At 59.5% G+C, this 19872-nt stretch carries 27 protein-coding genes; 3 read left to right on the top strand and 24 right to left on the bottom strand.

Annotated features, from left to right (window positions below; translation table 11 throughout):
* Positions 1-92 precede the first annotated feature (92 nt).
* The gene (gene fpr / locus QMX91_RS18305; RefSeq protein WP_007908723.1) at positions 93-872 is read right to left on the bottom strand and encodes a ferredoxin-NADP reductase; all 780 of its coding nucleotides are present in this window, start codon (positions 870-872) and stop codon (positions 93-95) included.
* A 133-nt stretch (positions 873-1005) separates the two neighbouring features.
* Here fpr and QMX91_RS18300 point away from each other — a divergent pair, with 133 nt between their 5' ends.
* Positions 1006-1932, top strand: coding sequence for a LysR family transcriptional regulator (locus QMX91_RS18300; protein WP_007964377.1), 927 nt, complete (start codon positions 1006-1008; stop codon positions 1930-1932).
* On the opposite strand, the gene QMX91_RS18295 is transcribed toward QMX91_RS18300, so the two are convergent.
* The 3 genes from QMX91_RS18295 to QMX91_RS18285 all read right to left on the bottom strand — a co-directional run bounded on the left by QMX91_RS18295 (position 1929) and on the right by QMX91_RS18285 (position 3987).
* Positions 1929-2291, bottom strand: coding sequence for a diacylglycerol kinase (locus QMX91_RS18295; RefSeq protein WP_003222276.1), 363 nt, complete (start codon positions 2289-2291; stop codon positions 1929-1931). The genes QMX91_RS18300 and QMX91_RS18295 overlap by 4 nt on opposite strands.
* A 74-nt stretch (positions 2292-2365) precedes the next feature.
* Positions 2366-3016, bottom strand: a complete 651-nt coding sequence (erdR, locus tag QMX91_RS18290) for a response regulator transcription factor ErdR (protein ID WP_223008253.1) — start codon at positions 3014-3016, stop codon at positions 2366-2368.
* 224 nt (positions 3017-3240) lie between these two features.
* Positions 3241-3987, bottom strand: a complete 747-nt coding sequence (locus QMX91_RS18285; protein WP_282413151.1) for a tRNA-uridine aminocarboxypropyltransferase — start codon at positions 3985-3987, stop codon at positions 3241-3243.
* A 189-nt stretch (positions 3988-4176) separates the two neighbouring features.
* Here QMX91_RS18285 and QMX91_RS18280 point away from each other — a divergent pair, with 189 nt between their 5' ends.
* The gene (locus QMX91_RS18280; protein ID WP_027611088.1) at positions 4177-4602 is read left to right on the top strand and encodes a PA3611 family quorum-sensing-regulated virulence factor; all 426 of its coding nucleotides are present in this window, start codon (positions 4177-4179) and stop codon (positions 4600-4602) included.
* Here the strand turns inward: QMX91_RS18280 and QMX91_RS18275 are convergent, their stop codons facing one another.
* Positions 4603-4797, bottom strand: a complete 195-nt coding sequence (locus QMX91_RS18275) for a hypothetical protein (RefSeq protein ID WP_027611087.1) — start codon at positions 4795-4797, stop codon at positions 4603-4605.
* 357 nt (positions 4798-5154) lie between these two features.
* On the opposite strand from QMX91_RS18275, the gene QMX91_RS18270 reads away from it, so the two are divergent.
* Positions 5155-6273, top strand: a complete 1119-nt coding sequence (locus QMX91_RS18270; protein ID WP_098967521.1) for a TIGR00730 family Rossman fold protein — start codon at positions 5155-5157, stop codon at positions 6271-6273.
* Between the two features lie 54 nt (positions 6274-6327).
* On the opposite strand, the gene recX is transcribed toward QMX91_RS18270, so the two are convergent.
* From recX to QMX91_RS18175, 19 genes are all read right to left on the bottom strand, one after another.
* Positions 6328-6798: a recombination regulator RecX gene (gene recX / locus QMX91_RS18265; RefSeq protein WP_003222270.1), complete on the bottom strand. Its 471-nt coding sequence runs from the start codon at positions 6796-6798 to the stop codon at positions 6328-6330.
* Positions 6799-6806: 8 nt separating this feature from the next.
* A complete protein-coding gene (gene recA, locus QMX91_RS18260; RefSeq protein WP_003222269.1) occupies positions 6807-7865 on the bottom strand; it encodes a recombinase RecA in 1059 nt (352 codons plus the stop codon).
* Positions 7866-7948: 83 nt separating this feature from the next.
* Positions 7949-8449, bottom strand: coding sequence for a CinA family protein (locus tag QMX91_RS18255; protein ID WP_096795871.1), 501 nt, complete (start codon positions 8447-8449; stop codon positions 7949-7951).
* Between the two features lie 68 nt (positions 8450-8517).
* On the bottom strand, positions 8518-9036 hold the full coding sequence (locus QMX91_RS18250) for a lysis system i-spanin subunit Rz (RefSeq protein WP_098967519.1): 519 nt from the start codon (positions 9034-9036) through the stop codon (positions 8518-8520).
* On the bottom strand, positions 9015-9581 hold the full coding sequence (locus QMX91_RS18245; RefSeq protein WP_134785566.1) for a glycoside hydrolase family 19 protein: 567 nt from the start codon (positions 9579-9581) through the stop codon (positions 9015-9017). The genes QMX91_RS18250 and QMX91_RS18245 overlap by 22 nt, the downstream gene beginning before the upstream one ends.
* Before the next feature lie 33 nt (positions 9582-9614).
* Positions 9615-9833 (bottom strand): hypothetical protein, encoded by a 219-nt coding sequence (locus tag QMX91_RS18240; protein WP_098967518.1) that lies wholly within the window; start codon positions 9831-9833, stop codon positions 9615-9617.
* 9 nt (positions 9834-9842) lie between these two features.
* Complete coding sequence (locus QMX91_RS18235) at positions 9843-11045, bottom strand: carbohydrate binding domain-containing protein (protein ID WP_098967516.1); 1203 nt, start codon at positions 11043-11045, stop codon at positions 9843-9845.
* 32 nt (positions 11046-11077) lie between these two features.
* Entirely contained in the window at positions 11078-11509 is a 432-nt protein-coding gene (locus QMX91_RS18230; RefSeq protein ID WP_282413150.1) for a phage tail assembly chaperone, read from the bottom strand.
* Positions 11510-11511: 2 nt separating this feature from the next.
* Complete coding sequence (locus tag QMX91_RS18225; RefSeq protein WP_282413149.1) at positions 11512-12249, bottom strand: hypothetical protein; 738 nt, start codon at positions 12247-12249, stop codon at positions 11512-11514.
* Positions 12250-12285: 36 nt separating this feature from the next.
* Complete coding sequence (locus QMX91_RS18220; RefSeq protein ID WP_282413148.1) at positions 12286-12753, bottom strand: phage tail assembly chaperone; 468 nt, start codon at positions 12751-12753, stop codon at positions 12286-12288.
* Positions 12753-13679, bottom strand: a complete 927-nt coding sequence (locus tag QMX91_RS18215) for a hypothetical protein (protein ID WP_098967508.1) — start codon at positions 13677-13679, stop codon at positions 12753-12755. Before QMX91_RS18215 ends, QMX91_RS18220 begins: the two co-directional genes overlap by 1 nt.
* Before the next feature lie 80 nt (positions 13680-13759).
* A complete protein-coding gene (locus QMX91_RS18210) occupies positions 13760-14341 on the bottom strand; it encodes a tail fiber assembly protein (RefSeq protein ID WP_003222249.1) in 582 nt (193 codons plus the stop codon).
* A gap of 44 nt (positions 14342-14385) precedes the next feature.
* Complete coding sequence (locus tag QMX91_RS18205) at positions 14386-15426, bottom strand: phage tail protein (RefSeq protein ID WP_282413147.1); 1041 nt, start codon at positions 15424-15426, stop codon at positions 14386-14388.
* A 136-nt stretch (positions 15427-15562) separates the two neighbouring features.
* Positions 15563-16078 (bottom strand): phage tail protein, encoded by a 516-nt coding sequence (locus tag QMX91_RS18200; protein WP_282413146.1) that lies wholly within the window; start codon positions 16076-16078, stop codon positions 15563-15565.
* The gene (locus QMX91_RS18195) at positions 16075-17226 is read right to left on the bottom strand and encodes a phage tail protein (protein ID WP_098967503.1); all 1152 of its coding nucleotides are present in this window, start codon (positions 17224-17226) and stop codon (positions 16075-16077) included. Before QMX91_RS18195 ends, QMX91_RS18200 begins: the two co-directional genes overlap by 4 nt.
* A 14-nt stretch (positions 17227-17240) precedes the next feature.
* Positions 17241-17840, bottom strand: coding sequence for a putative phage tail protein (locus QMX91_RS18190; RefSeq protein WP_003222238.1), 600 nt, complete (start codon positions 17838-17840; stop codon positions 17241-17243).
* Positions 17828-18874 carry a baseplate J/gp47 family protein gene (locus tag QMX91_RS18185; protein WP_135295076.1) on the bottom strand — a complete coding sequence of 349 codons (1047 nt, stop codon included), beginning with the start codon at positions 18872-18874 and terminating at the stop codon, positions 17828-17830. The genes QMX91_RS18190 and QMX91_RS18185 overlap by 13 nt, the downstream gene beginning before the upstream one ends.
* Positions 18864-19262 carry a phage GP46 family protein gene (locus QMX91_RS18180; RefSeq protein ID WP_007964342.1) on the bottom strand — a complete coding sequence of 133 codons (399 nt, stop codon included), beginning with the start codon at positions 19260-19262 and terminating at the stop codon, positions 18864-18866. The genes QMX91_RS18185 and QMX91_RS18180 overlap by 11 nt, the downstream gene beginning before the upstream one ends.
* On the bottom strand, positions 19262-19771 hold the full coding sequence (locus QMX91_RS18175) for a phage baseplate assembly protein V (RefSeq protein ID WP_027611071.1): 510 nt from the start codon (positions 19769-19771) through the stop codon (positions 19262-19264). Before QMX91_RS18175 ends, QMX91_RS18180 begins: the two co-directional genes overlap by 1 nt.
* Positions 19772-19872 lie beyond the last annotated feature (101 nt).

Below are 19872 nucleotides of genomic sequence, written 5' to 3'. Positions count from 1 at the left end.
GGGCTTGCTCGCGAAAGCGGTGCGCCATTCAACATTGACGTCGACTGACAGCCCCCCTTCGCGAGCAAGCCCGCTCCCACAGGTATTGCGGGTTACTTCTCGACGAACGCACGCTCGATCAGGTAGTCACCCGGCTCCCGCATACGCGCCGAGATCTTCAGGCCGAAGCTGTCGAGCACTTCGCTGGTCTCGTCGAGCATGCTCGGGCTGCCGCAGATCATTGCGCGGTCGTCCTGCGGGTTGATCGGTGGCAGACCGATGTCGCTGAACAGCTTGCCGCTGCGCATCAGGTCGGTCAGACGGCCCTGGTTCTCGAACGGCTCGCGGGTCACGGTCGGGTAGTAGATCAGCTTGTCACGCAGCGCTTCACCGAAGAACTCGTTCTGCGGCAGGTGCTCGGTGATGAATTCGCGGTAGGCGACTTCGTTGACGTAACGCACGCCGTGCACCAGGATCACTTTTTCAAAGCGCTCGTAGGTTTCCGGGTCCTGGATCACGCTCATGAACGGCGCCAGACCGGTGCCGGTGCTCAGCAGATACAGATGCTTGCCCGGGTTCAGGTCGTCCAGCACCAGGGTGCCGGTAGGCTTCTTCGAGATGATGATCTCGTCGCCTTCCTTCAGGTGCTGCAGCTGCGAGGTCAGCGGACCATCCTGCACCTTGATGCTGAAGAACTCGAGATGCTCTTCCCAGTTCGGGCTGGCGATCGAGTAAGCGCGCATAAGCGGGCGGCCGTTGGGCTGTTGCAGGCCGATCATCACGAACTGACCGTTCTCGAAGCGCAGGCCCGGATCACGGGTGCACTTGAAGCTGAACAGAGTGTCGTTCCAGTGATGAACACTGAGGACACGCTCGTGGTTCATGTTGCTCATGTACGTGGGACTCCTGGATATTGGGTCTGCGCTCGCCTTTGCGGCCAACAGTGCGCAATTGCATCGCATTCTAATAGCGACGACAATATCTGTTAACTGGATTATTAAGATAAGGGTTATCGGTTATATCGATATGCGATTTACTCTTCGTCAACTGCAAGTCTTCGTCGCCGTCGCCCAGCAGGAGAGCGTATCCCGTGCTGCGGGTCTGCTCAACCTCTCGCAGTCGGCGGCGAGCACCTCGATCACCGAACTGGAGCGCCAGTCCAGCTGCCAGCTGTTCGATCGCGCCGGCAAACGCCTGAGCCTGAACGCCCTCGGTAAACAGCTGTTGCCGCAAGCGGTGGCCCTGCTCGACCAGTCCAAGGAAATCGAAGACCTGCTCAACGGCAAATCCGGTTTCGGCTCACTCTCGGTGGGCGCCACCCTGACCATCGGCAATTATCTGGCGACCCTGTTGATCGGCGGCTTCATGCAGCGCCACCCGGAAAGCCAGGTAAAACTGCACGTACAGAACACTGCCAATATCGTGCATCAAGTCGCCCACTACGAAATTGATCTGGGTCTAATCGAAGGCGACTGCAGCCATCCGGACATCGAAGTGCAGAGCTGGGTCGAAGATGAACTGGTGGTGTTTTGCGCGCCGCAGCATCCGCTGGCCAAACGCGGCAGCGCGACCATGGAAGAGTTGACGCACGAGGCGTGGATTCTGCGCGAACAGGGTTCCGGCACGCGCCTGACCTTCGATCAGGCGATGCGTCATCATCGCAGTGCGCTGAATATCCGTCTTGAGCTGGAACACACCGAAGCGATCAAGCGCGCGGTGGAATCAGGGCTGGGGATTGGCTGTATATCGCGGCTGGCGCTGCGCGATGCCTTTCGGCGTGGCAGCCTGGTGGCGGTGGAAACGCCGGATCTGGACCTGGCGCGGCAGTTTTACTTCATCTGGCACAAGCAAAAGTACCAGACCTCGGCCATGCGCGAGTTTCTCGATCTGTGCCGCGCCTTCACCGCCGGGGTGCAGCGCAGCGACGAGATCGTCTTGCCGAGTATCGCTTAAAGCAGAATCACCGCCCACACCAGGGCAATCATGCTCAGGGCCACGAATTGCGCGGCGCTGCCCATGTCCTTGGCGTTCTTCGACAGCGGGTGCAGTTCCAGGGAAATGCGGTCAATCGCCGCTTCTACCGCCGAGTTCAGCAACTCGACGATCAGCGCCAGCAGGCACACGGCGATCAGCAGTGCCTGTTCGACGCGACTGACATTCAGGAAGAACGTCAGCGGAATCAGCACCACATTGAGCAGCACCAGTTGGCGAAATGCGGCTTCGCCGGTGAAGGCTGCGCGCAGGCCGTCCAGCGAGTAACCGGAAGCGTTGAGGATGCGTTTCAGGCCGGTCTGGCCCTTGAAAGGTGACATAACGTAAAAACCAACCAGAAAGGAGTGGGAAAGCTAGAGCAACAAAAGTCAAAAAAGCGTGAAGACGCCAGCCTTTATTGGCTCGGAATTGACTCAAGTTGTTGCAGAAGTAATGCCGCCTGAGTCCGGGTGCGCACATTCAACTTGCGAAAGATCGCCGTGACGTGGGCCTTGATGGTCGCTTCGGACACGCTCAACTCGTAGGCAATCTGCTTGTTCAGCAGGCCTTCACAGACCATGGTCAGTACGCGGAACTGCTGCGGGGTGAGACTGGCCAGGCCGTCGCTGGCGGCTTTGGCTTCATCGGAGACACTGACGGCTTCGAACGCCTGCGGGGGCCAGAACACATCGCCATCGAGGACCTTGCGCACGGCTTGCTGAATCACATTCAGGTCGCTGGACTTGGGAATGAAGCCACTGGCGCCAAATTCCCGGGACTTGACCATGACCAAAGCCTCTTCCTGGGCCGAAACCATCACCACCGGAATCTGCGGGTACTGCCCGCGCAGCATGACCAGACCGGAAAACCCGAACGCGCCGGGCATGTTCAGGTCCAGCAGGACCAGATCCCAGTCGGATTTTTCGGTCAGGCGCGCTTCCAGCTCGGCGATGCTCGCCACCTCCACCAGTCGCACATCCGGGCCAAGGCCCAGTGTCACCGCTTGATGCAGCGCGCTACGAAACAGAGGGTGATCATCGGCAATCAGGATGTCGTATGTGGCCATTTTTCAAATGATCCTGTTTTTTGATGGCAGACCCGACGCATTCGGGCCTCGCCAAGGCAACTCGAGATACCGCCGCACAGCGCTATCCACAGGGGCACGTTCAACGCCAATCACGAGCAAACACGGCGTTTCAAACCTTGGCCGCACCCCAATCGGCGCCAAGCATGCCCAGCGTAGCCGGGGTGGTCAAGCAGCACGGCCGCCGCTGGGTGAAGTATGGGCCACTATGGGGCCAACACCGCTTGCGGCTTTCGTATATAAGGCAAGAGCTCGGCGTGGGCCGGAGTCGACTCGTTGAGCGGCAACTGTTGTTTGGCGCCCAGATAGTGCTGGCTGAACACATCGAAGTAAGCGTCCAGCGCCGACGCTGCATCGCTGTCCCCCGCCAGTTCCAGGCACAAAGCCGCGACTTCGGCGGTGCACAGGTGCTCGCTGCGGGTCGAGCGGCGCAGGCGATAACGCGAGAGTCTGTCGGGCAGCAGGCTGAGAATCGGCAAACGGTCGAAGTACGGACTCTTGCGGAAAATCTTGCGCGCCTCGGTCCAGGTCGCATCCAGCAGGATGAACAACGGACGCTTGCTGCTATCGGGCACGACGGTGTTGGTCACCCGCGACGGTTCTACATATTCGCCGGGAAATACAAGGTACGGCTGCCATTGCGGGTCATTGAGCAGCGCCAGCATCTGCGGGTCCGGCTCGGTGCGCGACCAGATGAACGCGTGGTTGTCGCGCACCACATCGGCGATCAACCAACCGGTGTTGCTCGGCTTGAACACTTCCTTGCCGGTCATGATCAGACACACACCGGAACGGGTTTCGACGGTCGGCCGCCAGGCGCACAGGCAGTGGCTGATGATCACCCGGCAGTCGCGGCAACGCTCGGAGCGAAAACCACGGGCCTGAATCGGCTTGATACCTTCGTCCTCGCGCTGGTCACGCAAGCGGGCTACGGCGTTGGGGGCATGATGGATCACGGGCAACGCCTTATGGCAGGAAAACTCGACACACACAGCACTCGGCAAGGCAATAAAGGGCGGCAGTTTACCAGAGCGACGAGCGCAAACCTGTACCGTCCCGACCGGCTCCCCTATAATCCGGCGCCACTGAACGCACAGCCACGGGGCTGGTCGAACCACCAGTCACTGAATCAGGAGAGTTTCATGCTGCGCCTTATCGTTCCTACCGCGGCCATCGCACTGGCGTTGTCCTTCAGCGCACAAGCGGCGTCCTTGAAAGAGCAGAATCTGAACAAAGAACTGCGCAACATCGCCGAACAAAGCAGCGTCGGCACGCCACGGGCGATCAATGAAGACATTCTCGATCAGGGCTACACCGTTGAGGGCGTTACCCTGATCAACCACCTGAGCGTCCAGGCCAGCCACGCCGAAAAGATGCGCGCTGACCCAAAAGCCGTGTATTTCCAGCTGGGTGCTTCGGTGTGCAATAACCCGTCGTACCGCAAGCTGATGGCCAAGGGTGCGATCATGCGTTACGACTTCAGTGAATATAAAACCAACAAGGCCATCGGCTCGGCCAGCTACCAGGATTCCGATTGCCCGAAAGCTGCCCCGGCGAAGAAGAAGTAATCATCGGGTATTGGCGCGCCGTTGTTCATCTTCGGCGCGCAATTCGGCCACCAGGGCCTGCAAGTAGCGAGAACGTCGTTCTCCACCTGCCAACCGACGGCAGCACTCCTCTTCGAGACTCACTTGATTGGTCTCGGCTGATGCTTTCAGCATCCGATACAACTGCGTATCGATTTCCAGAACCACTCTGGCCATCTCTCCCGCCTCCATGCCTGCTACCCGCGAATCCTTGAAAAGCGCGCACCCTGCGTACGGTTGCCGACTCAAAGCTGTCGTACAGTGCCTGTAGGTTAGTAAATCAGAGTGATTGCTCTACGGCGTACGTTCGGACGAGTGGTGAATATTCATTGCCAGCCAGCCCGCAACGGTTGCCAGGAAAGCCTGCGCGGCGTAAAGATCAACTCAGCGCAATGGCTCGCAAGGGTCTAGATTCAAAGTATTCCCGATCACCTGTTCACGGCAGAAAAAGGAGCTGCCGAGTGTGTGTTTTTTGCAGCGCGGCACTGACGCCGCACGTCAGGGCCACCCGCTCTGTGCAGAAGGAGACGTTGAATGCCTTACCAACCGAATGACCTGCTCAGCCGACATTTTCAGGAAAGCGGCCCCGACCTCATCAGCAAGGTCGAAGAACAGCTCAAGCAGATTTCCCCCGACAGCCCGAACCTGCCGATTTATCGCGACATGATCCTGACCGTGCTGCGCATGGCCCAAGAGGATCACAACCGCTGGAACGCCAAGATCACCCTGCAGGCCCTGCGTGAACTGGAGCAGGCGTTCCGGGTGCTGGAACAATTCAAGGGACGACGCAAAGTCACGGTATTCGGCTCGGCGCGCACGCCGGTCGAGCACCCCCTGTATGCAATGGCGCGTGAACTCGGCGCGGCCCTGACGCGATCAGACATGATGGTCATCACCGGTGCGGGTGGCGGGATCATGGCCGCCGCGCACGAAGGCGCCGGGCGTGACCACAGCCTCGGGTTCAACATCACCCTGCCCTTCGAGCAGCATGCCAACCCGACTGTGGACGGCACCGGCAATCTGCTGCCGTTCCATTTTTTCTTCACCCGCAAACTGTTCTTCGTCAAGGAAGCCGATGCGCTGGTGCTGTGCCCTGGCGGGTTCGGCACCCTGGACGAGGCACTGGAAGTACTGACACTGATCCAGACCGGCAAAAGCCCGTTGGTGCCGGTGGTGTTGCTGGATGCGCCGGGCGGAACATTCTGGCAAGGCGCCCTGGACTTCATTCGCCAGCAACTCGAAGAAAACCACTACATCCTGCCCACCGACCTGAAACTGATGCGTCTGGTCTATAACGTCGATGAGGCGGTGGAGCAGATCAACCAGTTCTACAGCAACTTCCACTCCAGTCGCTGGCTCAAGCGTCAGTTCGTGATTCGTATGCATCACAAGCTCAGTGACGTGGCGATGGCGCATATGCAGGAGGCTTTCGCCGATCTGTGCCTGAGTGACCAGTTCCATCAACACGCTTACAGCGGCGAGGAACATGACGAAGCGCAGTACAGCCACCTGGTGCGGTTGGCTTTCGCGTTCAATGCCCGAAATCATGGCCGTCTCAGGGAACTGGTGGATTACATCAACCTCCCCGAAAACTGGGCTCACACCCAACCGCAGACCGCCCAACGTGCACGTGAGCCATCAAAGGTAATTTGAAGGCAAAAAAAACGGCCCGCTATTTTCATAGCGGGCCGTTTTTGTTCAACCGACTTAATCGTCCATCCCTCTGCCGCTGAACAAGCGGTTGATCATCTCCATCGAAAACCCCCGATAGGCGAGGAAACGGCCTTGCTTGGCCCGCTCCTTGGCATCAATCGGCAAGTGTCCGGAGAACTTGCGCTGCCACGTCTCGCGAAGCTGCTCCTGCCAGTCGATACCGCTTTCACGCAGGGCGAGTTCGATATCGGCGCGTTGCAAACCACGCTGACCCAGCTCTTCGCGAATGCGCAAGGGGCCATAGCCGGAGCGGGCACGGTAGGAAACAAAGCTTTCAAGGTAACGGGCTTCGGAAAGCAGTCCCTCTTCCGTCAACCGGTCGAGGGCTGTTTCGATCATTTCCGCCTCAGCGCCGCGCTGACGCAGTTTACGCGTCAGTTCGACTCGACCGTGCTCGCGTCGAGCGAGCAGGTCCATGGCGGTTCGCCGCACCGCGACGAGGGTATCGAGTACAGCGGTGGTCATCGCTGCGATCAGATATCAGCGTCAGCCAGGTCGTCCTCGGTCTCTTTGACCGCAGAAGCCTTGGAGTCGGCGATCACCGCTGGGGACAGCAGTTTGTCACGCAGCTGCTTCTCGAGCTTGGCAGCGACTTCCGGGTTGTCTGCCAGGAACTTGGCCGAGTTGGCCTTGCCCTGACCGATCTTGGTGCCTTCATAGGCATACCAGGCGCCGGATTTCTCGACGAAACCATGCAGCACGCCCAGGTCGATCATCTCGCCATTGAGGTAGATGCCCTTGCCGTAAAGAATCTGGAACTCAGCCTGACGGAACGGCGAAGCCACCTTGTTCTTCACAACCTTGACGCGGGTTTCGCTGCCGACCACTTCGTCGCCTTCCTTCACCGCGCCGGTACGGCGGATGTCGAGACGGACCGAGGCGTAGAACTTCAGCGCGTTACCACCGGTGGTGGTTTCCGGGCTGCCGAACATCACGCCGATCTTCATGCGGATCTGGTTGATGAAGATCACCAGGCAGTTGGCGTTCTTGATGTTACCGGTGATTTTACGCAGCGCCTGGGACATCAGACGGGCTTGCAGGCCCACGTGCATGTCACCCATTTCGCCTTCGATTTCAGCCTTCGGTACCAGTGCAGCCACGGAGTCGACGATGATCACGTCTACTGCGTTGGAGCGCACCAGCATGTCGGTGATTTCCAGTGCCTGTTCGCCGGTGTCCGGCTGGGACACCAGCAGGTCGTCGACGTTGACGCCCAGCTTGCCGGCGTACTCAGGGTCGAGGGCGTGTTCGGCGTCGACGAAAGCGCAGGTCGCGCCGGCTTTTTGAGCCTGGGCGATCACGGACAGTGTCAGTGTGGTTTTACCGGAAGATTCAGGACCGTAGATTTCAACGATACGGCCTTTTGGCAGACCGCCGATGCCGAGTGCGATGTCCAGACCCAGAGAGCCGGTGGAGATAGCCGGGATCGCCTGACGGTCCTGATCGCCCATACGCATCACGGCACCCTTGCCGAATTGACGTTCGATCTGACCCAGGGCCGCAGCCAAGGCTTTCTTCTTGTTGTCGTCCATTAAAGTCCTCACGTAATCAATAAGGCCTGACGGCCAACACCTGTATAAGTAGCCAGTATTATTCCACAGCGTTCGCGGATCGCCTACCCCTGATTTTCGATTTCTCGTGCCGCTAGTCGCAACAGCCCCTCTAGCGCGGCCTTCACCGTTTGTCGGCGGACTTCATCGCGGTTGCCGGGGAAGTGCTGAACCTCACTGGAAACCGCATCGCCCACGCCCCAGGCCAGCCACACCGTGCCCACCGGTTTGTTCGGTGTACCGCCATCGGGCCCCGCCACGCCGCTGACCGCCACGGCAAACCGCGCCAGACTGTGCTTCTGCGCACCACGCACCATCGCCTCGACGACTTCGCGACTGACCGCACCCACCGTGCCGAACAATTCGGTGGGGACATTCAGTTGCCGGGTCTTCTGCCGGTTGGAGTAGGTCACGTAACCGGCCTCGAACCACGCCGAGCTCCCCGGAATCCGCGTGATCGCTTCAGCAATCCCGCCACCGGTACACGACTCGGCCGTGGTGACGTGGGCGTTGAGCAACTGCAAACGTCGGCCGAGCTCGGCAGCCAGTTGAGTGATCTCTTTCACGGTGCGCTCCGGATCGGATGGAATGACTACCACCGTACACGACCCGGTTGCGCTTTCAATACACAGACTCATTCAAAATGTTCGGGCGCCAGCGCTCTGACATAGGCCTGACAGGCCTGCAAGGCAATCAGTCCGCGGTCACCGGTGTCGGTGATGGCGATAATTCGTTGAGCATGCGCCGGGTCAAGTCGGGCGCGTACGGCTGCATGATCCACGCCGCCGGGGCCGGTGGCGGCTGGCACCCCGCAGCCTTGGGCAGCGTCGCCGGCGTCGATGAGGACTGACAGGCGCAGATCAGCAGTGGCAAGACGATCGCGCAGGCGATCCTGATCACGTTGGGCATCACTGAGTGCTCGATAGTGGGTTTGTTCACTGGCCGCGAGGCGTTGCTCAAGGGCCAGACGTTTATCCTGCTCGACCTGCTGCGCGCTGGCTGCGGCCACATTCAGCTGATTGAGAGTGTCGGCGTTTAACCGCGCCTGCTCCGCGAGTTGTCGCTCGTAACGCCAGTCCTGAAACTGCCAGGCCAACGCAGCGCCCCCCAAGGTCAGCAACAAAAAGCCGGTTAAACGCCAGGAGACGGACATAGCACCGCCCTCGCCCGCGCCCAGATGTCGAGCCGATCCTGCAGGCCATTCAACCCGCCGTTGATTCGGCGGGTGATGCTGTTGAACTGGTCGCGGTCGGCCAGATCGTTCAGGCCGTTCTGTTCCCAGAACCATGCCGCCGATTCCGCTGCCCATTGCGGTTGCTCAAGCAATTCCGGCAAGGACAGCAAGCGCTCATCGCCGAATAGGCCGAGGCTGCACTGCCGATAGTTGCTGCGCCCGGTGATCTGGATCAGCCCGCGACCGCGGTATTTCTGCCCATCGCCGTCGGCCTCGGGCGTGTTGCCCAGACGTAACGCCAGCGTGCCAGTGTCGTATTTGCTCAGGTACTGGTTGTTGCCCAGCTCGCGCACGTATTGCAACTGGCCCGACTCGTGACCGATCTGCGCAAGAAACGCGGCGATGCGTTTTGGCGAGTCGATATGGCGGCGATTCATTGCGTTATTCAGTGCAGAAACAAAAACGCCCGCTTGGGAGCGGGCGTTGGGCATGATGGTTTTAAGGTTGTCTTCTGTTATTTGCATGATGCGTAATCCTCCCTGGATGCTCCGATTGAATCATGGTTGACGGACAACGGCCCCCAGCCATTTTTTTGCCAGAGTTGTCAGGGTGTTGTTGGGTACAGATTCTTCGAGTGCGTCATTCAATGGCAGTACTTGCCCGCCGGTTAACAGCCATTGCTGATACTCAAGCCAGTCGCGATTGGTCGTGTCCTGCGGAATAAACGCGGCATCTTCAACGCGCAATACACCACAGGCGGTCAGTTGATATGTCATGAGCTACCCCTAGATTTCTGCGTCCGCTGTCCATTCAATCTGCAGCCCGTTACCGGGCTGACTGCTCACAGGCGTCACGGTACCGATAGCGAAACTTCGCTGTGTCACACTTTGCACAGTGGTCCCCGTGCAAGCCACTCCCTGCGAATAGTTCCAGACCTGACTGCTTTCATTTCCAGGGCAATACAGAACAACGGTGGGTTGCACTCTCTTCTGAGCCTGCATGTCTATGACCATGCCGTATTGACCGGTATTCCCGGCCGCAGCCTGAGTGAACGTAACGATGCAGGTTCCGACACCATTGTTTGCACGAATCTGTAAACGACTGGCAAAGGACTTCTCGAAGTAGCGCTGACACAACATCAGCTCTTCACCAACCGGGCGGTATTCGAATGGCGTGGAAACCGGTCCTTCCTCGAGTTGAACCCGCGCAAGATCCACAGTTTGCAAAACGTTAAGTGGCAGATCAAAAGCCAACCTCAAGTAATCATTGGCACCGAGCATTTTCCCAGCGATCACTGGCACCTGAAATGTTGCGCTGAATTTGGTCCATGCAGTGCTCAATGCAAAGACATCGACCACTTTGACGACGGCTTCCGAACCACCGTTGCCGAAGTACTGACCGATGGTTACCTTCAACGGGCGCGCGGCGTCGGAGCGCGCCCAAAATGTTACGGTGGCGGTTTTTCCAGCCAGAGTCCTGACGGATTCAACGCTTTGGGAAATCTTGTGCTCGGTAGCGCCAACGCCCGCCGTGGTTTGCTGCCAGCGCAAGAAATAGCTCGGCTCACCCGCCACGTCTGTCTGGCCAGGGGCAAAATCCTGGCGAGAGATGGCCACGGCAGCATTGCCATTCCAGTCGCAACGAAAACGATCGGCTACATACCCACCAATATTGGGGCCTTGGTTGGTCGTTCCGCGCTGCCAGATATCGAAGCCGCCATTGATCAGCACATTCCGGCGATACACCTGCGCCGGAAATTGCTGCAGTGGATCAGGCTTCGATAATTGGCGGATCGCCTGCGCCAACTGATCGGTTTGTGCTTCATCAGGTTTCAAACCAGCCGCAGTAATCGCGCCGAGAATCTCCTGGGTGACGCTGTTGCCCCAGCTCGCCGGGATCAACGATCCCGGCGTGCCGGCAATGGCATCTTCATCGACAAATTTTCCGTCGACCAGGCCTGAGCCCGGGATGCTTTTTGGGTAATCCATATTTATTTATCCTCGGCCGATGAGCAAATCGCTCACCCATTGGTCCGTAGCAAGTCTTCCAGCCAATCGGGTTCGATCGGACGCGAACGGGCATCCGGGAAGTCTGGATTGTTGGGCCAGTCGCGCAGCGCCTGCCGATAGGCCAGGAGTTGCTTGAACTCTTCGCTGCGCAGGGTGGTGCCCTCGCCCATTTCCAGTTCTTCGGCATCGCGAAGGACCAGCCATTGAGTAAGTTCCAGTGCCTTGTCGCGCCAAGCCCGCTCTATTGAATCGGTGGTTTGTCCAGCCAGTATCACCCGCTCTGGACGCCCTTGAGAGTTCAGTGAAAGAACCGTCCCCGCGGGCGCATTAGACACCAGCGCGCAATACTCGCCCTCGCTCAATTCAAATGCATCTGCGGGGATATTTTTTCCGTGTAGATCGGAATGATAAAAGCCGGAAGTTGTCGGAGAAAAATAATACATATTCAATATCCTATTCCGATAACACGAGCGGCAATCGAACCTGTCGGATAATCAGGGCAGCGTACATTGAGCCCCGTTTGCCGACTAATGGTCGCGTTATTCCAAACCATTAAAGTTCCGGAGGAAGTGCCCTCGTGGGTAGCGACCGCGAGAAAGAGAGCGTTCGGAAAAGCTAATGGCCATACGTTTACATCGCCGTAGTTACTATTACCTGCCTGACTGGCACTGCCGGCAATCCATTGGATAATCACCCCTCCCATCCACGAAGGAAAAACGACGTATCCTGATCCCCCTAATCTCACCATAAACCCGAACCGGAGCTTTTTAGGGGTTACGATAGATGAATCGCTGATACCGGCGTTAATCTCTGCCTGATTGGCAATTTTTGCCGTTCCTGCCAAGGATTCTGTCGCCTGTTGCACTTTCTTCGCGATGGATTGAAAAACCCTCAGTGGTGTCATCAACTTGGCAGTGTTGAAACCGGATTCAGCTTCTTCCTGACTCGCCAGACTATCGCTTTGCCTCTTCGATATAAGCGTGTCAATTGCCACTCTTAGCTGGCTATTGTCACTTTCATCGACAACCGCGCCTGAGCCCTTGATGACTTCAAGAATTTCTTGCGTAACAGCATTACCCCAACTAGCTGGAATCAGCGACCCCGGCGTTCCGGTAAGAGGGTTTTCATCGACAAACTTGCCATTCACCAGACCGGCGCTGGGTATGTTTTTTGGATAATCCATTACTCTTCTCCATGTTTGAAAACATAAAACAAGCCTTCAGTCATGAACACCGGACATCCACCGGGGTGATCCCGGCCGAAAATCCAACAGCGGGAAATGACTTGTTTCAGGCCAATCGCGCAGCGCTTGTCGATACTCAAGCAGCTCCAGATACTGCTGGGCCTTGAGCGTCGTCCCGCGTCCAAGTGCCTGCTCATCACGATGCCGGGTCACCCACCATTCAGTGGCCGACAGACTGGACTGGCGCCAAAGCCGCGCTTCCACCAGAGGCTCTTGCTCATCGGGGACTGTTTCAGGGGTAATGACCGGACTGCTCGTTACAGGCAACGGCGCAATTTCCTGACGCAATTCGCCGACGGGCGCGCCAATTTCGATCTGCATACCCTCCGGCACCTGCACCATCGTCTCGACGAAAGCGGGGGCAAACAGTTGGGTGATCGCGTAGTCGCCGGTGTCGATCAGTTCGACTGCGACGCCGTTTTCCACTCTTGCATAACGGGCCATTACTCGTACTCCCAGATTTCACAGAAGGCGTTGCCGCCAGCGCCGCTGAGAACAGCAGCCGATGCAGTATTCGAACAAGATCCACTGCCTCCTGAGCCTCGAACGCCCGCGATTCCAGGGCTGTTTACGCCCTTGTACGGACCGCCACCGTCGAACGGGCTAGCTGCGCCACCACCGGAGAGCATTCCCCAATTACCGTTAAACATCGCGTAACCACCGGTGTTGCCACGTGCGCTGGCAACGTTGCCGCCTGCAATATCCTGACCTCCAGTGCCGCCCTGAACGTACCCTGACGTCGAGTTCAACGTATCGATGTTCAAGACCTGCGCCCCGGCGCCACCTGCCACACTCATGTAGGAGCCAAAAGAAGCCCCACCGCCTGCCAGCCCCATAGTAGAACTCACCGCGCCACCCGCTCCCAAAGAAACAGGCACGCCGGCAAGCATTTGAGGCGTCACGTCATACAGGCTTTCCGCATAGGCACCCGAACCGCCACCACCTCCGATGCGCAGATTATTCGAGGCGACAGATGCACACCCGCCACCGGATCCCCCTGCCCCCACCAACCGCACCCGAATCCGTTTTGCCCTCGGGTTAGGCTTGTAAACCGTGATCCCGACGGTCTCGATCTGCCGAACTGCCAACAACCGCCCCACCGCATCGGTGATGCCGTAGCCGGCCAATGTGGTCGGGGTATTTTTCAGTTTAGTGAAGTCGACCAGCGCACCGATGGCCGTTGCCAATTGGTCGGTTCTGGCTTCATCAGGCGTCAGCCCGGCAGCCTTGATCGCGTTGAGAATTTCCTGCGTGACGCTGTTGCCCCACGCGGCCGGGATCAACGATCCAGGGGAACCGGCGATCGGGTTTTCATCGACGAAGCCGCCGTTGACCAGGCCAACGCCGGGAATACTTTTTGGATAATCCACGTCATAACCCTCCAGTTTTTACAGACAGCCGAACGCCTGCAGCAAAAGGCCATCTGCAACGTTTTCAGTGAAATGACGAGTTATATCGCTGGCGAAACAACGCTCTGTTCCGGCGCGATCGGCCATTCGATGATTGCCGGGTAACCCGGTTGCAGGTCGATCCGCGCCAAGTTCAATGCATAACGCTTCCAGGCTTGCAATGCGGTCAGTTGTTCACTGGCCGCCTCGCCCAGCTCGTAAGCGTATTGCAGCGGCGCGACGCGAATCACCACGGTGCGCAGACGATTATCGCGCTCGATGTCCGCCTGGGCAGCCTGCCCCGCACGTTCGGCATCGGCATCCAGAACCCAGCCATCATCCTTCCAGATGTAATATTCGTTGGGCCGAGGCGTGACAGTCAGGTGATCAGGCAATGGGCCGAACTCGGTCCAATAGAACGAGAGGCCATTGTCCTTGCGAAACACCAGGCGCTCACGTAAATCGAGCAGTTGCGCCGCTTGCCCATCACGCCACACCCACGCATAACCAGACTCGACGGCCGGCAGCGGTTGCGGAAGTTCGATTGCGTTGCCGGGTATTTGCACACCTATCCCGGGAACGAGCATGGGTTCGAATGGACCGGTAATTTCTCGCGTCATTTCATCGACATAGTAATAAGGCATTGTTCACTTCCATTTGCTATTGCAAGGGGCCGGAGGCACCGGCATCAGATGAGTTTTATGCGAGCTGGATAGGCGACATTTCGCGGGCGAGTCATACCCCAGTAGCCACTGACCAGATTTTCGGCAAACGCCGCAGCCGACCAATAGGAAAGACCGGCGAACGATGTCGGGTCGACGCCAACCGTCGCCAGATCACCAATCCCCTGCACCGCTGGAGCATTACCGTTGTCACCGGTGATGTTGGTGCCGGACTGCCAGGACCCGGCGACCCGCGCCGTATCGATGTTGCGCTGTTCATCGAGCACCCGGATAAATTCGCCACGGACCTCCGGGCCTCGAAATGTCTTGACCCCGTCACCGCTGCTCCAGCCGCCGGCCCGCACAGCTTCTGCGCGCAACATGCCGGACTGCACGGCGTGATCCCAGAGCCAAGGCCATTCGGAACGCAGCATTTCCCGGCCATCCAACGCGCCGTAGCCGCCGGGGTTCGCGGCTGTCGAGGTCTCGAATACGATCCGGCCCAAAGGTGTCGCGTCGAACCGACCGACCGGCCACCAGTTACCAGTGCCGTCACTGCGCAGGTGCCACCAGTCTCCCGCCCCTATCAACGCCAGAAACGGATAGCCGTTTGCCGACAAGTGCGTGTGAAACCTGATCCGGTCATTGCCGGAAGCTTGCACCACCAGGCGTTTACTGCTGTTGTCGACACGACGAACGATGAAGTCGCGAATGCCGGACAACGTACTGACGGCCGGCAGATTGATCGTGGTATCCGCTGTACTGGCGCTGATCAGAACCAGCCCGGCTTCCTCCGGTGCCAGGACTTTTGATGTCGAAACTTCAGTGACCCGCGAAGACATCGGGCTGGCCAGGCTCAGGAGCTTTTGCAACGCCGATAACAACTGATTGTTGGCCCCTTCAGCCGGGGTCATTCCGGCCGCCTTGATCACGGACAACAGCTCTTCGGTTACGCTGTTACCCCACACCGCCGGAATCAACGAACCCGGGGTTCCTGCCACCGGGTTTTCATCGACAAAGCGGCCATCGACCAGGCCGACGCTGGGGACGCTTTTTGGATAATCCATAGGTCTTTCGTTCCTCTGAAATAACAAATGAACCGCGTCGCGGCGATCGCTGATGCGAGCCAGTGGCGGTCTGTTTCTGAAAATAAAAAGCCCACGGTGAAGTGGGCTTGGGTGATGCAGAATGACGGCGTTGCTGCTAGAGAGTCTGGCTGCTGACCAGTTCGCGAATCGCCGCCAACACGTCATCGCCAGCACGGCGCGCCAGATCGAGATTGCCTTTGGCCGCGTGCGCACGGATCTGCTGTTTGGCCTTCAGACGCAAGGTGCGCAGGGTCAGCAGATGGTCAGTGAGTTGGTCGGCCTTGCTGAGAATCTGCTCGGCAGCCTGTTTGGCAGTACGGCCTTTAATCACCCACGCAGCAACCGACAGTGGCACCTCTTTTTTCGGGTAACCAGCGTCCTGATAGGCCTGAGCGTCGGCAGCAGCCTGGGCGTACTCCATGGCTTTGAGCGGGTCGCCTGCCAAAACGGTACGAGCACTGTCGGCCGCCGCGTCGACCTTGGAACACAGCTGCTCGGATTCCTGAAGTTCCAGCTCGGTAACTCTGGACGCATTCAGCTGCCACTTTTCTCCATCCCAATCATGGGCACTGGACGGCTGGGCCGGACGCAAGCCTTCCTCGAACTGATGCAGTTCTTGAATGATGATCATCGGATCAGCTCCCAGGAAAAATTCACGTTTACCGCTGCAGAAAAATTAACCGCGATGCCATTGGCGTAATCGGCTGGGCCAACACTCTTGAGTCCCATACTGAACAATAATTCGTCACTGGCGGCATTAGCTGCACCCAACGTATGTTCCGCCTGGTACGACTGCCACAGCGAGCGCAATTCGTTGTGATCGAAGCTGGCGGTCAAGGTAGAAACCGTTGTATCGCTGACCACGTTGCTGGAAAAAATCAGCACGGCGCCACCTGCCGTTGTCCAGCCATCCCAGTTGCTGGAGGTGCCTACTGTCGGGTTGAGGAAGCAGTAGTTGCCCCCCAGCCAACCCGTCGGCGCGAAGTTCACGCTGGTAATCCCGGTGGGATGCGGTGTCGGGTTACCCACTACCAACCGTGCTGCTCGGGCATGCGGATCAAGTGGCAGGTAAACCACGCCATTGCCATTGACGGTCTGCGTCCACGACAAGCGGTTACGGTTGTAGATCGCCCGGACAATGGGTATGGACCCAGGTCCCGCCGTTACGACCCAGGCCAGACAGATGTCCAGCGGCGTCGACTGGAAACCACCGCCCGCCGCACCATTGACCGTCCCTTTCAAACCGTCAGGCGTAGCGTCGTAGATCGTGCCGCGCTGCATATAGAAGGTCAGCGCGCCCGCAATCACCTGCGCCCGGAGGAAGTAGCCGGTACTGGGTAGCAAATCGGGACTGCTCCACACCTGGGTGGTGAACGTACGCGCACGCCCCAACTGCCCGGCCACCACTTCCTGACCGAGGCTGATCAGCACGCCCGCCGGAATCGAGATCCGTCCGCCACTGGTGGCAACCGCTGCCGGAGTGATTGCCAGACGACCGTCCGGCGTCGCCACCGTCGCGGTCGGCAAAGACCCGATCGGCAACGCCGAATCCAGATTCCAGCCCTTGGCCGAAACGCTCTGAATCGCCTGCAACAACTGATCGTATTTCTTCTCGTCCGGAGTCAGATCTCCGGCCTTGATCACGTTGAGAATTTCCTGGGTAACCCCGTTGCCCCAGTCAGCTGGAATCAGCGATCCCGGCGTCCCGGTCAGCGGGTTTTCATCGACAAATTTCCCATTCACCAGACCGGCGCTGGGCACACTTTTCGGATAATCCATCCCGTCATTCCTCCCTAGTCATAATTGATGTGCACCTTGGTATGCGCCGGCGCACTGCGGTGGATCAGGCACTCCAGCGCCGAGCCCGGGTTGACGCCGAAGCGCTCGCCCCAGTAACTCGCGCCATAGCGCCGACCAAGCAGCAGGCGGCCGCCGGTGTTGAGGGTCCACATGAATTGCGCTTCCCAGGTGCCCCAGTGCGCGGCGCCGAAACGCGCGCGACCCATGCGGGGGGCTTCGTGTTCGGTGATGCTGGCGTTGGGGTAGCCCTGGCTTTTGGCGATGTCGAGGTAGTAACCGACAGCCTGACTGCCGACCGCGAGCAAGCGTCGGCGTACGGCGAGGCGGCGGTCGTCGAACAGCGGTGTGGCGCCCAGGCACGGGTCGGGCAGCTCCATCACCCGTTCCCAGTCCGGCACCAGTTCGCTGACGCCCGCCGGGTCCATCTCGTTGAGCAGGTCGGCGGCGCGGGCGTCGAGGCGCGCCAGTTCGACGGCCACGCCTTGCAGCACTTCCTCAAGTTCCGGGACGCGTTCCGGGTCCCACGCTGGGCCGCTCGGCAGCAACGCGCGCAGCTGCGCCTGATATTGCGCGGCGGTTCTTATGCCCCCCATACGCAGCCTCCGAAGGTCAGCAGTTCGCTTTGCCCGGCAGGCACGTCAGCGGCCGGCGCGGTCAGCGTGTGATCGTACTCACCGCCGGCGCTGCTGATGGCTTCGCGGATATGGCTGATCAGCAGCGGCACACCCAGATCGGCCTCGCGGTTGTGCAGGTCGCGCAGTTGCGCTTCAACGGCGGCGCGCACAGCAGTGGTGTCCGGGTTGACGCTCTTGAAGCGATACACCACCGGCACCTGAATCGGCCGCTGCACGTGTACTTCCGCCGTCACCGGACGCAGCGGTTCGATGTACTCCTGAACCTCCGCCAATTGCTCATCGTTGGGCACCGGTTGCGGGTCTTCGTCACGCATGATGAACACCGTCACTGTGCCTGGCCCGAGCAGGCCGCCACGGCACCAGGCCCGCGTCACACCCGGCACTTCCAGCGCCCAGGTTTCGTAGTCGCTCGCCGAACCGCCGTGGGGTATCACTCGATAAGAACGGATCACCCGCGAGCGCAACGACTCCAGGCTTTCTCGCGCCACGCCGCCACTGAGGCCGGGCGCGAGCACCACAAAACTGTTGCCGACCACGCCGGCGATCGGCTGCACCGGGTTCAGCGCCAGACCGGCGTCGGCATTGCCCAGGCTGCCAGCATCCAGCGCCGCGATGGTGGTGGTGTTGCTGCCATTGACGGTGGTGCGCGCGGTGGTGACTTTGTAGGTACGGCCATCGCTCGCTTGCAGCAGCGTGTCGACATCCAGCACCGCACCGGCGGTCGCGGTAAAACTGACGCTGCCGGTGGCGACTTGCGCCGGTTTGCGTGGCTGGTTCAGGCGCAGCGCGGCGATGCGTTCCAGGGTCGATTCGTCGGCTTTGTCCGGCAAAATCTGCTCGGCAATCCAGTCGAGATAACCGTACAGGCCATACGCGGCGCCACCGAGGGTGCGGGCCAACACTTGCGCATCGGACTGGCGCAGCGAATCGCCGGCCAGGTCGCTTTGGGTGCGCTTGATCAGCACCGGCAGCGAAGGGGTTTCAAACGGCATAGATCACCTGCCAACTGTTATCGGGGTTGATGTCCAGACGTTCGCCGTCGGCCAGGGTCAGGACCGTGCGCAGGTTCAGGCGCTGGGCGTCGAGGCGTTCGCTGATGATGTCGATGGCGCTGCAGTGGCCGTCGTCGATCAGCCATTGCAAGGCTTCGCGGGCATAGAACTCGGCGTCCATCTGGGTCTGTCGAGTCAGCTTGACCCGACGCAAAAGCCACAGCCGCGAACCGATGCGATCGTCGGCGACGGTGGGAAAGCTGTCGCCCCACCAGCCGAAGCGCTCCTCGTCGTCGAGGGCGTCGTCATCGGCGGCGCGGCGCCAGGTAAACAGGCTGATGAGCACGGCGCGGGTCAATGCGGCGTGGAGGTTCTGGCTGACAAGCATTATTTGCCTCCTGCCGGCGCACCGGTCTGGCCGCTACCGGCCTGCACGCCGACGTGCACGTGTTTGATCTGGCTGATGCCGCCGGCGAGTTGGTCGCCGGTGGAAACGATCTTGCCGGTCTGGTTGATCACCGGCGTGTCGAAGTTCACGGCGCTGCTGGCGCGGATGTTCAGGGTGGCGGTTTCGATGTCGATGATCCGCCCGCGCTTGAAGTGAATTTTGTCGCCCTCGTCGGTGTAGATCGCCACTTCGCCAGAGGCCAGCGACTGCAAGCGATAGCGGCGGTCGGCGACCACCAGGGCGATGGCGTGAGACCGGTCACCGCCGAGAAACGTGACGATGCCTTCGGCGCCGGCCAGCGGGTTGCTGGTGAAACCGTAGGGTTCGAAATGCTCCATGTCGTCGTTCACCTCGCCGGCGGTGAGGCGCATTTGCAGCGATTGCAGCTTGGATGCCGAATGGGCGAGCACGACAGTGCCGCGCGCCAGCAGGCGTGTCAGTAGGCTCATGAATTGTCCTCAGGGAGCAGACCCGACACGGACAACATGTGGGAGCGGGCTTGCTCGCGAAAGCGGTGGGTCAGTCAATGGGATGTTGGACCTGCCGACGC

The organism is Pseudomonas sp. PS01299, assembly GCF_029960145.1.
Taxonomy (GTDB): domain Bacteria; phylum Pseudomonadota; class Gammaproteobacteria; order Pseudomonadales; family Pseudomonadaceae; genus Aquipseudomonas; species Aquipseudomonas putida_A.
Note: the sequence above shows the minus strand (reverse complement) of the source record. Positions and strands in the feature narration are given on the sequence as shown.